Raw genomic sequence first — 11,999 nt, forward strand, 5'->3', positions numbered from 1 at the left:
GGGGGGGCGGTCCCCCCCCTGGCGAGCCCCGCCCCGCCCCCCCCGGGGGGCCGCCCGGCCCGCGCCGCGCCGCGGCGGGGGGGGGCCGGGCGCGCCTCTTTCGGTCGTCCGTGGCTCCGGAGCGCGGGGTTCACTCCGGCGGGGGAGGTCAAGCTCGGCGCTCGGCCGGGGGTTGCCCGGACGGGTGGAAGGCGTGGAGGGGGGTTCGGCGTGCGGCCCCCGTGTGACAGGCTTGAACGGTGTACCGGTTGAGTCTGGCATGCGGGAGCTTCCGCGATGAGCGTTGACGGTCGGGAAGAACCGATCGGTGGAGCCGGCGGCGAGGTCGGGGCGGAAAGCCGGCCCGTGCGGCAGGTCCCGGCGCAGCGCGGGCCACGCGGCCGACACGCCCGCCCGGGTGCCGCCGCGAGCGAGCTGCCGCCGTCCGACGGCGACCTGATCGCCTTGATGCGCGCCGGGGATGACGGGGCGTACGCGGAGCTGTTCCGCCGGCATGCAGATTCCGTACGGCGCTACGCGCGGACCTGCTGCCGGGACGGGCACACGGCCGACGACCTGACCGCCGAGGTGTTCGCGCGGACATTGCAGGCGGTACGCGGCGGGGCCGGACCGGACCAGGCGGTGCGGGCCTACCTGCTGACCACGGTGCGGCGGGTCGCCGCGGCATGGGCGAAGACGGCCAAGCGGGAGCATCTCGTCGAGGACTTCGCCCTGTTCGCGGAACGGGCCGCCGCGGGCACCGAGGGCGGCAGCGGGCTGTCCGGCCTGTCCGGGGACGACGCGCTCGAACCGGGCGCGGATGTCCGGGCGATGCGCCAGGCCGAGCAGTCGCTGGCCGTGCAGGCCTTCCGGAGCCTGCCCGAGCGGTGGCAGGCCGTGCTGTGGCACACCACGGTCGAGGACTCCCCGCCGAGCGCGATCGCCCCGCTGTTCGGGCTGAGCGCCAACGCGACCGCGGTGCTGGCCAGCCGGGCCCGGGAGGGCCTCAAGCAGGCGTACCTGCAGGCGCATGTGAGTTCGGCGCTCAGTGCGGGCGGGGACTGCGCGCGGTACGCGGACCGGCTGGGCGCCTATGCCCGTGGCGGGCTGCGGATGCGGGCTGAGCGGGGGCTGCGCAAACACCTGGAGGAGTGCGTCAAGTGCCGGCTGGCCGCCGGCGAGCTGAAGGACGTCAACGCCGGCATTCCCGCGCTGCTGCCGGTCGCGGTCATCGGTTGGTTCGCCGCCGGGTACGCGGCGAAGGCGGCCGGCGTGGTGGCCGGCGGTGCCGTCGCCGCGGGAGGCGCGGGAGTTGCCGCGGCCGGCGCGGGTGCGGCGGGGGCGGCGGGTGCCTCGGGCGCTGCGGGTGGGTCTGCCGCCGGTGCGTCGTCGGCTGCGAGTGGGGCTTCCGCCGGCGGGGCTGCGGGCGCCGGTGTCGGGAGTGCGGGTTCCGGGGGCGGGGTCGGCGGGGCGGTGATGTCCGAGGGGATCGGGGTGCCGGCCAAGGCCGCCCTCGCCGCCGGGCTCGCGGTCGCCGCGGCGGCCGGGGTGGTGTTCGCGCTGGCCGGGGACGAGCCCGAGCCGGTGCCCCAGGCGAGGCCCACGCCCGGCGTGGCCGCGCCGGCCGTCCCGGCGCCGCGGCCGTCGAGCTCGAGCCAGGCCCCGGTCCCGGCCCCGGCTGCGTCCGAGCCGCCGGCCGCGCAGGAGTCCGTACCCGTACCGCCCGCGTCGAAGCCGGCGGAGCCGCCCGCTCCCCCCGCATCCGCATCGGCATCGGCATCGGCGACGGCGTCGCAGGCCGCGCCGAAGCCCCCGGCAGATGCTCCGAAGCCGGCGCCGTCGGTGCCTCCCTCCGCGACGCCCAGCCCGGCGCCGCCGAAGCCCTCGCCCACCCCGAGCCCGCCGCAGCCACCGCGGGGGTACCAGCTGGCCGGGCTCGCCCACTCCGTGCTCGGCGACCACAGCGGCCCCGAGCTGCAGACCTGGCGCAGCAGCTGGGTGTGGCAGCGCTGGGGGCTGGAGATCGCCGACCGGCGCTACGCACACGGGATCAGCGTCCACTCCCCTTCCTCCGTGGAGATCGCCCTCAACCGGCAGTGCAGCTCGTTCTCGGCGCGGGCCGGGGTGGACGGCCTGTCGCTGCTGTCCGACGGCAAGGTCCGGTTCTCGGTGTACGCGGACGGGCAGCGGCTCTGGCGGTCGGGCCCGCTCGGCCACGACGACCCGGCGGCGGCCGTGAGCGTCCCCCTCACCGGACACGAGACGGTTCGACTGGTGGTCGAGCCAGTGGGACGGGGCCGGATGCCGGCGTTGGCGAGCTGGGCCGACGCGGTGATCAGCTGCCGCTGAGGACGGCGACCGCCTCGGGCGGGGACGGGCCCGCGCCCGGCGGCGTACTCGCGGATGATCTCCAGCAGCCGGTAGCGCGTGCGGGGTCAGGAGAGGGCTGGGCGGGGGGTGGGGACCCCGTTGGGGACGGCTCGGCGGCGAGGTGTGGTGGTGCCCGTCCAGCAGGTGCCGCGGCGGTTGAGCAGGCGGCCCAGCCAGAGCTCCATGGAGACGAGTTCGGCGAGGCCGTCCAGCGGAACGGGGCGCCCCTCGGCCGCGTCCAGCAGGGCCTGTTGGACGACGCGCGCCTCGATCAGGCCGGCATCGGCGAGGAGCGGCGTCGTGAACAGGGCGAGCAGGGAGTTCAGGGCGGCGCGCAGACCGAGGCGGGTGGCGGCCTCGTTCGGGGTGTGGGCGGTGGCGCCCCACCCCGGGGGGAGTTCGCGGACACCGGCCGAGGACAGCACGCTGCGCAGGATCGCGGCCCGCGCCCCCGGCTGGACGCGCAGGGACTCCGGGAGGGCGCGGGCGGCCCGAACGACCTGATTGTCGAGGAACGGGGCGTGCAGGCGCTGGCTGCGGACCTCGGCGGCCTGTTCGAAGACGCGGTGGTCGGCGGCGTGGCGGGCCAGGGCGGACCGGGCGCGGGCCTCGCCGGGCCGCAGCGAGGAGGGCGGCCGACCAGCGGCGGCCCCGAGGCGGATCGATACTTCCGCGAGCGCCTCGCCGGTCAACCAGCCCGCGGCGGGGCCCGGCCGGGACCAGGTGAGGGCGGCGAGGGAGGCGTCGACCGGTCCGGACGAGGGCCCGTCGCACACGTCGCCCTCGCGCAGCCGGGCCGCCGCGGCCTCCATGCCGGTGCGGTACGGCGTACGGGCCAGGCGGCGGGCCGCGGAGTAGACGGAGAAGGGGACGAGGAGGGAGGCGGGCGAGTCCGCCGTGGCCGAGCGGGCGAGGGCGGCCATGGGGCGCAGCAGGTGGCGGCGCCGGCGGTCCATGAGGAGGTCGGCGAGGCGGGCCGGGTGGGCGTCGAGGACCTGGCGGGCGCCGTGCCCGACGAAGTGGTCGGCGGAGCCGGCGGCGAGGCGGCGGCGTTCGCGGGCGGCGGAGACCAGCGAGGGCCCGGGTTCGTCGGTGAGCGGCCCGTCGAGGTCGGCGTACGGGAGGGCTTCATCGGCCGCGGCGACGACGACGTGGTGCAGCCGGGGGTTGGCGGCGATGGCGCGGGCCCGTTCGAGTTCGTCCTCGCGGCCCTGGGGGGTGGCGAGGTCGTTGAAGGTGACGGCCAGCAGCCGTTCCCCGGTGCGTCTGGTGACCGTGCCCGGCTGGCCGGGGAGGCCGGCGGCGAGCAGCGCGAGGGTGGCGGAGGCGCTGCCGCCGGAGAGGTCGGCGCCGACTCCCGGTACGGGCGCGCCGCGTGCCGCGCGCCGGTCGGCGGGGCCCATTCCGGGCACCGGCCCCGGGTCGTGCGGCAGGGTGTCGGGAGCATGCCTGGGGGCCGTGAGCCGGGCGCGCACCGCGTCCACCAATGCTTCGCGTACGCCCTCGACCGCCCGGTCGGGATCGGCGGCCGGCGCGGCGACGGCGAGGGAGGCCACGGGCTCGTACCCGGTGATCTCCCGTGAGCCCTCGCGCAGGATCAGGGCGTGCCCGGGCGGGATGCGCCGCACGCCGACGTACGGTGTGCCGTCGCCCAGTGCCTCGGGGCTGTCCGGGCAGGCGAGGAGGGCGGCGAGGTGGCCGATGTCGAGCTGTGCCTCGATGAGGTCGGCGAGCGGGAGGGCGGCGGTGGCGTACGCGGTCCCGCCGGCCCACGGCGTGTAGAAGACGGGGCGGGCGCCGGCGAGGTCGCCGACGACGGTGATGCGGCGGCCGGTCTGGACGACGACGGTGTGGCTGCCGGACCACTGGGTGAGGTGGCGCAGGGCCCCGCCGCGGGCGGCGACGAGGGCGCGACGCAGTTCGGCGTCGGTGGCGCCGCAGCAGCCGAAGACGGCGATCCGGGTGAAGGGGTCGCCGGGGTCGGCGGTGAGGGTGCGGATCTCGTCGGGGCGCCAGTCGCCGACGGCCCAGAGCGGGTCGGGGTCCCCCCACAGGAGCTGGGCGCCGACCGGGACGACGGTGCGTTCGGCTTCGTGGCCCGCGGGGTCGTCGGGGTGGGAGGCGTCGGCGATGCCGCCGGTGATCAGGCCGCCCCCGTCGAAGCCGGGAGGAGGGCCGTAGGCGGCTTGGGTGCCGTACGGGCCGCGGCCGCCCCGGCCGGCGTGGCCGGAGACGCGGCCGGCCGTGCCGAAGCTCGCGGCGATACTGCTCCACCCCACCAACCAGCGCACCGCCGCCTCCCCAGCCCGTGGGCAATCGACCGGGGCGTGCACGGGCCGGGCAGCATGAGGGCGCGGCCGGCTGGACCCCGGGTGGCTCGGGTCCATGCTGCCACGAGACGGGCGTGCGGGAGTGACCGAGGAGGGCGTACGTGCGAACGAACACGCCCTGGACACTCGGTATTTGACGTTCCGTTCCCCCCGCCCCATAGGTCGGTTTCGGCCATTCTTCGGCGGCCCGTCGGCGGCACGTCGGCAGTGCTCAGGCGGCACTTCAGCAGTAGGCGGTACGGCGCGCGGGCGCGGTCCGGGAGGCGTTATCCACCCCCCGGACCGTTCCGCCACCCGCGGGGATTGAGGCAGCGGCATCCCCCGGCCCACCGGATCCACGCAGCGGGCCGACCCACGCACCGCACATCGAATCGCCGGGGGCCCGGTACCGGCCAGAGCGCACGGGCGGGCGCACGGCCACACGGGCGGAGCACGGCCAGGGGCGCGCCGGGGGGCGCGCGCCCTCGGCGGAGGCCCGGGCCCGACTGTGCGAGCGGACAACAATCCCGCCATACGGAAGTCGAGGCCTTAACGCTTGGGAGGCGGGGAACTACGCTGGGTTTACGAAATGCCGGGCGCCTATGCCCCGGCGGCGCACGAGTGCCGGTGAGCACCGGTGAGTGGGTGTGCGTGCGTGCGTATGAGTTGTGTGCGTTCCGCGTGTGACGAGGGGTGGCGCATGTCCAGGGAGCTCCGCGAACCCAACGAGAAGCTCGGCGCCGTCCTCGCACTGGCGGGCATCAGCAACGCCGGACTGGCCCGGCGCGTCAACGACCTCGGCGCACAACGCGGCCTGACGCTTCGTTACGACAAGACCTCGGTGGCGCGGTGGGTGTCCAAGGGGATGGTGCCGCAGGGCGCCGCCCCCCACCTGATCGCCGCCGCCATCGGGGCGAAACTCGGGCGGCCGGTGCCGCTGCACGAGATCGGGCTGGCGGACGCGGACCCCGCGCCCGAGGTCGGGCTCTCCTTCCCGCGGGACGTCGGCGACGCGGTGCGCTCCGCGACCGACCTCTACCGGCTCGACCTCGCCGGCCGGCGGGGCGGTGGCGGGATCTGGCAGTCATTGGCCGGCTCGTTCTCCGTGTCGGCGTACGCGACGCCAGCCTCGCGCTGGCTGATATCTCCGGCCGACAGCTCGGTGGCGCGCGAACCCGCCGCTGCCGGCCCGGCCCGGTCCGCCGTGTCGTCGGCCTCGCCGTCCCTCCCCTCCGGCTCCACCTCCTCCGGCTCCGGTTCCTCCGGCTCCGGCTCCGGCTCCACCGGTGCCACTGCGTCCGTTTCCGCTTCCGCCGTCCCGACCGGGCCCTCCTCACCCCCCGCGTCGGCGGTTGTGCCCGCCCCGCCCTCGGGCGAAACGCCGCACGCCCCGCCCGCGGTGCCGACGGTCCTCGGGCTCTCGGACGCCTCGCCGCAGCGCGTCGGACACAGCGACGTGAGCAAGCTGCGCGAAGCCGCGGAGGACGCGCGCCGCTGGGACTCCAAGTACGGCGGCGGGGACTGGCGTTCGTCGATGGTGCCCGAGTGCCTGCGCGTCGACGCGGCGCCGCTGCTCCTCGGCTCGTACAGCGACGAGGTGGGCCGCGCCCTGTTCGGCGCGACCGCCGAACTGACCCGGCTGGCCGGGTGGATGGCCTTCGACACCGGCCAGCAGGAGGCCGCCCAGCGCTACTACATCCAGGCGCTGCGCCTGGCCCGGGCGGCGGCGGACGTACCGCTCGGCGGGTACGTCCTGGCCTCGATGTCGCTGCAGGCGACGTACCGGGACTTCCCCGACGAGGGAGTCGACCTCGCGCAGGCTGCCGTCGAGCGCAACCGGGGCCTGGCCACGGCCCGCACCATGAGCTTCTTCCGGCTGATCGAGGCCCGGGCGCACGCGAAGGCGGGCGACTCGGCGGCCGCGGAAGCCGCGCTGCGGGCCTCGGAGGGCTGGCTGGAGCGGGCCCGGGACGCCGACCCCGACCCGACGTGGCTGGGTTTCTACTCGTACGACCGCTTCGCGGCGGACGCGGCGGAATGCTACCGGGACCTCAAACTTCCCCGGCAGGTACGACGGTTCACCGAACAGGCGCTGTCCCGCCCCACCGAGGAGTACGTGCGCTCGCACGGGCTGCGGCTGGTGGTGAGCGCGGTCGCCGAGCTGGAGTCGGGGAACCTCGACGCGGCGTGCGCGGCCGGCGCCCGCGCGGTGGAGGTCGCGGGCCGCATCTCCTCTGCGCGGACGACCGAATACGTACGGGACCTGCTGCACCGCCTGGAACCCTACGGGGACGAGCCGCGCGTCGCGGAGCTGCGCGAACGGGCCCGGCCGCTGCTGGTGGCCCCCGCGTAGCACTGCTGTCGGTGGCGGGGTGCAGTATGCAGGGTGGGAGGTGGCAGCTTGGGCAGGCTCGACTGCGATGTGCTGGTCGTCGGTGGTGGCATCGTCGGACTGTCGACGGCGTACGCCCTGTCGCGCCTGGCGCCGGGGACCCGGGTGGTGGTGCTGGAGAAGGAGTCCGGCCCGGCCCGGCACCAGACCGGCCGCAACAGCGGGGTGATCCACAGCGGTATCTACTACCGGCCCGGATCGCTGAAGGCCCGCTTCGCGGTGCGCGGCGCGGCCGAGATGGTGAAGTTCTGCGCGGAACACGGGATCGACCACGAGGTCACCGGCAAGCTGATCGTCGCCACCGGGCGGGAGGAGCTGCCGCGGCTGCACGCGCTGGTGCAGCGGGGCCGGGAGAACGGCATTCCGGTGCGCGAGCTGGGCCCGGCGCAGATCGCCGAGTACGAGCCGGAGGTGCGCGGGCTGGCCGCGATCCACGTCGGCACGACCGGCATCGCCGACTACGGGCAGGTGGCCCGGCAGCTGGCCGAGGCCTCCGGGGCGGACATCGTCTACGGCGGGGCCGTGGACCTCGTCTCGCGGCGCGCGTCGGCGGTGGCGGTGCGGACGTCCGCGGGCGTGGTGGTGCGGGCCAAGGTGTTGGTGAACTGCGCGGGCCTGCAGTGCGACCGGGTCGCGCGGCTCGCCGGGGACGACCCGGGGATGCGGATCATTCCGTTCCGGGGCGAGTACTACGACCTGCTGCGGCCGGAGCTGGTGCGGGGGCTGGTCTACCCGGTGCCGGATCCGGCGTTCCCGTTCCTCGGGGTGCACCTGACGCGGGGCATCGGCGGCGGGGTGCACGTCGGGCCGAACGCGGTGCCGGCCCTCGCCCGCGAGGGGTACGGGTGGGGTGTGGTCCGGCCGCGGGACGTCGCCGACGAGCTCGCCTGGCCGGGATCCTGGCGGATGGCCCTGCGGCACTGGCGGTACGGGGCCGGCGAGATCCACCGGTCGCTGTCGAAGGCGGCCTTCACCGAGGCGGTGCAGCGGCTGCTGCCGGCGGTGAGGGCTGCGGATCTGCGGCGTGCGGAGGCGGGGGTGCGGGCGCAGGCCGTGCTGCGGGACGGGACGCTCGTCGACGACTTCCTGATCCGGGAGGCGGACCGGACGGTGCACGTGCTGAACGCGCCGTCGCCGGCGGCCACGGCTTCGCTGCCGATCGGGCGGGAGATCGCCCGTCGGGGCCTGGCCGCCCTGCGCGCCGCCTGACCTGTGGGCCGCCTGACCTGCGCGCCGCCTGACCTGTGGGCCGCCGCCGGGGCATCCCGGCCACGGGCACCCCGGGGCTCCGCTCCGGACCCGCTCCGGATGCTGCTCGCCCGGAACGCCGCTCGAACGTCGCTCGAACGCCGCGCGGGCCGGATTCGGCGGGGCCCGGGTTCGGGCGGGGTGCGGTGAGCGTGGACGGGCCGGGCGGGGGGAGGACGGGGGGTCGTAGAATGCGGGGATTGTGTCTGAGTCCCTTACGCCCCAGCCCAGCCTCCCGGAAGCCGCGCCGGAGGCGTCCTCCTACGTGCCGCCCAAGTGGCGCACCGAGCCGCGGTTCCCGGACGGGCCCGCGCCCGACCCGGCCGGCTCGCACCACGAGCGGCGGATCCGCAGCTTCCAGCCGCGCCGCAGCCGCGTCACCGTCGGGCAGGGTGCCGCCCTGCAGCGGCTCTGGGGCACCTGGGGCCTGGACATCGACGGCCGCGAGGTCATCGACCTCGACCGGCTCTTCGACGGGCTGCCCGTCGTCCTGGAGATCGGCTTCGGGATGGGCGAGGCGACCGCCCAGATGGCCGCCGCCGACCCGGACACCGGCATCCTCGCCGTCGACGTGCACACCCCCGGCCAGGGCAACCTGCTCGCGCTCGCCGAGCGCAACGGGCTGAACAACGTCCGCGTCGCGAACGGCGACGCGATCATCCTGCTCCGCGAGATGCTGCCGCCGGCCTGCCTCCAGGGGATCCGGGTCTACTTCCCGGACCCGTGGCCCAAGGCCCGCCACCACAAGCGCCGCCTGATCCAGCCCGAGTTCCTCGACCTGGCCGCGACCCGGATGGCGCCCGGGGCAGTGCTCCACTGCGCGACCGACTGGGAGAACTACGCCGAGCAGATGCTCGAAGTGCTCACCGCGCACCCGGAGTTCGAGAACACCCAGCCGGACGGCGGCTACGCGCCGCGGCCGGACTTCCGACCGCTCACCCGCTTCGAGGGCCAGGGCCTGGACAAGGGGCACGTCGTGCACGACCTGCTCTTCCGGCGGGCGGAGAAGCCCTGACCTTCCCGAAGGTCACTCCCCGTGTCGGGACGGGTCGTTAGAGTCATCATGTGTTCCGAGTTCGTGTCCGTGCGTGCGTGTTCGCCGTGCTGGCCGCATCGGGGCTGACGATCCTCGAACTCGTTCGGGAGCAGACCGGAACTCCCGGGTTCCTCGTCGGCCTCGGCCTGGCCGTGCTGCCGGTGCCCCTGCTCATGGCGGCCTTCCGGTGGCTGGGCCGGGCCGCGCCCCGGCCCTGGGCGCAGCTGCTGTTCTGCTGCGGCTGGGGTGCCTGTACCGCGGCCCTGATCGCCATACTGGCCAATGACTTCGCCACGGAGTGGATCTCCGCGGCGACCGCGGATCCCGACGACGCCGACCGGCTCGGCTCGGTGGTGATCGCCCCGGTGGTGGAGGAGAGCGCCAAGGCGGCGGCGCTGCTGCTGGTGTTCGCGTTCCGAAGAAGGCAGTTCACAGGCCCCGCGGACGGGTTCGTGGTGGCCGGTTTCACCGCCACCGGGTTCGCGTTCACCGAGAACGTCCTGTACCTCGGCAACGCGTTCACGGAGGACCTGCGGAGCGGGGTCGGGGCGCTCGACTCGGTGACGGCGGCGACCTTCTTCGTACGGATCGTGCTCTCCCCGTTCGCGCACCCGCTGTTCACGGTGCTGACCGGCCTGGGGTTCGGTGCGGCCGCCGCGGTCGCCGGCGGACGGCCGCGGGCGCGGCTGCTGCGGACCGGGCTGCCCCTGCTCGGCCTGGCACTCGCGATGGTCATGCACGCGCTGTGGAACTGCTCCTCGCGGCTCGGCGAGAACGGCTTCTACTGGATCTACGGCTGTGTGATGGTCCCGGTGTTCGGGGGGCTGCTGGGCCTGGCGGTGCGGATAAGGCGCCGCAGGCTGCGTGCGGTCGCCGGGGAGCTCGCGGTGTACGCGGCGGCGGGCTGGCTGGGCCCGGCCGAGGTACCGGCGCTGGTGTCGATGCCGGCCCGCTCGCTGGCCCGGGCGCTGGCACGGCGCAGCGGGGGCCGCGCCGCGGGGCGGGCGGTGGCCCGGTACGAGGCGGACGCGGCCGCGCTCGCCCTGCTGCGGCACGGGGCGCGGAGCGGCCCGGCCGGGGACCCGGATTTCGCGGGCCGGGAGCGGGAGCTGCTGCACCAACTGTGGTTGCGCCGGGCGACGGCGGGTCCGGCGCTGTCCCGGGCGGCGGTCCTGGAGGACCTGCTGCCGCGGCGGCCGGCCCCCGCCGGGCGGGGGTTCGTACCGGGGGCGCGCAGCAGCGTTTCCGGTGATCCGGTTACGGCGTCAGGCCCTTGGACCGGAGCCACGACAGCGGGTCCACCGTGGAGCCGCCCTTGCGCACTTCCAGGTGGAGATGGGGCCCGGTGACGTTGCCGGTGGCGCCGACCCGGCCGATGGTGTCTCCGGCGCCGACCTGGCCGGAGGTGACGGACATCGAGGACAGGTGGCAGTACCAGACCTCCGTGCCGTCCTCCAGCTGCAGGACGATCCGGTAGCCGTACGCGCCCGACCAGCCGGCCGAGGTGATCTTCCCGGCGCCGACGGCCTTGACGGGCGTGCCGGTGGGGGCGGCGAAGTCGAGGCCGGTGTGGTGGCCGGAGGACCACATGGAGCCGGCGGCGCCGTAGTACGAGGTGATGGTGTACGAGGAGGTCGGCAGGAAGTAGCTGCCGGACGGCTTGGCGGCCTGCTCCTGCTCGGCCTCGGCCGCGGCCTTGGCCTTGGCCTCGGCGGCCTCCTTGGCCTGCTTCTCGGCGGCGGCCCGGGCCTCCTCGGCGGCCTTCTCGGCCTCTTCCCGCTTGGCCTTGGCCTCCGCGGCGGCCGCTTCGCGCGCTGCTTGCTCGGCCTGGATCCGGGTCTGGACGTCGACGGCCTCGTGCTGGGTCTCGGCCTGCTGCAGGATGCGGGTGCGCAGGACCTCGCCGGCGTCGGCCTGGTCCTGCGACTGCGCGACGGAGGCGGCCTTCGCGTCCCGCGCGTCCGCGTCGGCCCGGCGGGTGTCCGCGTCGGAGTCGTCGTCGGACAGGCCCGGCAACGAGGGCATGGATATGGGGACTTGGGGACGGTTCTGGGCGGTCGCGATGCCGCCGGCGCCGACCGCGGCGATGATGCCGACGCCGAGGACGGTGGAGCTGCGGGCAAGTCCCCCGCCACCCTTGGCGTTCCGGTGCTTGCCGCGGATCGGGCGCACGGAGTCCTCGGTGGGGTTCCACTCGCCCCAGGCGCCGGCGGACGGCGGCTCCTGGTTCTCGACGCCTTCAAGGGCAGGCAAGTTGGAGGCCACCGGGGCACACTCCTCAGGGACACGCACGCGCAGGGCACCGCCTCTTGCGACGGCTGGGACGACCGCGCTGCGTTATCGAACGGTAATAGACGGAAGGGATTGATTCCAAGCCGTTGCGAATGATCGTTTCGGCCAACCGGTGCCACACTGGCCACATTTGGCCCAGATTAATCCCACTTAAGTAGGTCAACTCGGGCAAAACGCCGGGCAATTCCGCATCTCTTCAGCCACATCAGTATCTTGATGGCCCGTCACAAAGCTTGCGGAGGGCGTCATTTCACTCACGCAGCGTGACGGCGCGCGGGACGAGGGTGGGGGGGGGGGGGGGGCGAGCGGGCGGGGCGGGGGGGGTGTGGGGGGGGGGGTGTGTTTGTAGGAGTCACGCGCAGTCTGTGACAGA

The 11,999-nt window shown here is 75.3% G+C and carries 7 protein-coding genes; 5 read left to right on the top strand and 2 right to left on the bottom strand.

Going from position 1 to position 11,999, the window contains the following annotated elements:
- Positions 1-276 precede the first annotated feature (276 nt).
- Positions 277-2,328: a sigma-70 family RNA polymerase sigma factor gene (locus ACFVGY_RS24275; protein WP_385680685.1), complete on the top strand. Its 2,052-nt coding sequence runs from the start codon at positions 277-279 to the stop codon at positions 2,326-2,328.
- An 86-nt stretch (positions 2,329-2,414) separates the two neighbouring features.
- Here ACFVGY_RS24275 and ACFVGY_RS24280 read toward each other — a convergent pair whose 3' ends face one another.
- Positions 2,415-4,640 carry an asparagine synthase-related protein gene (locus tag ACFVGY_RS24280; protein ID WP_385680686.1) on the bottom strand — a complete coding sequence of 742 codons (2,226 nt, stop codon included), beginning with the start codon at positions 4,638-4,640 and terminating at the stop codon, positions 2,415-2,417.
- 718 nt (positions 4,641-5,358) lie between these two features.
- On the opposite strand from ACFVGY_RS24280, the gene ACFVGY_RS24285 reads away from it, so the two are divergent.
- The 4 genes from ACFVGY_RS24285 (at position 5,359) to ACFVGY_RS24300 (ending at position 10,683) form a co-directional block, all read left to right on the top strand.
- Positions 5,359-7,011 (top strand): sporulation protein, encoded by a 1,653-nt coding sequence (locus ACFVGY_RS24285; RefSeq protein ID WP_385680687.1) that lies wholly within the window; start codon positions 5,359-5,361, stop codon positions 7,009-7,011.
- A gap of 48 nt (positions 7,012-7,059) precedes the next feature.
- Positions 7,060-8,259 carry an L-2-hydroxyglutarate oxidase gene (lhgO, locus tag ACFVGY_RS24290; protein WP_385680689.1) on the top strand — a complete coding sequence of 400 codons (1,200 nt, stop codon included), beginning with the start codon at positions 7,060-7,062 and terminating at the stop codon, positions 8,257-8,259.
- 241 nt (positions 8,260-8,500) lie between these two features.
- On the top strand, positions 8,501-9,313 hold the full coding sequence (gene trmB / locus ACFVGY_RS24295) for a tRNA (guanosine(46)-N7)-methyltransferase TrmB (protein WP_385680691.1): 813 nt from the start codon (positions 8,501-8,503) through the stop codon (positions 9,311-9,313).
- A 50-nt stretch (positions 9,314-9,363) separates the two neighbouring features.
- Entirely contained in the window at positions 9,364-10,683 is a 1,320-nt protein-coding gene (locus ACFVGY_RS24300; RefSeq protein WP_385680693.1) for a PrsW family intramembrane metalloprotease, read from the top strand.
- Here ACFVGY_RS24300 and ACFVGY_RS24305 read toward each other — a convergent pair.
- Positions 10,592-11,599 carry a M23 family metallopeptidase gene (locus ACFVGY_RS24305; protein WP_385680695.1) on the bottom strand — a complete coding sequence of 336 codons (1,008 nt, stop codon included), beginning with the start codon at positions 11,597-11,599 and terminating at the stop codon, positions 10,592-10,594. The genes ACFVGY_RS24300 and ACFVGY_RS24305 overlap by 92 nt on opposite strands.
- Positions 11,600-11,999: the final 400 nt, after the last annotated feature.

This window comes from Streptomyces sp. NPDC127106 (assembly GCF_042677605.1).
Taxonomy (GTDB): Bacteria; Actinomycetota; Actinomycetes; order Streptomycetales; family Streptomycetaceae; genus Streptomyces.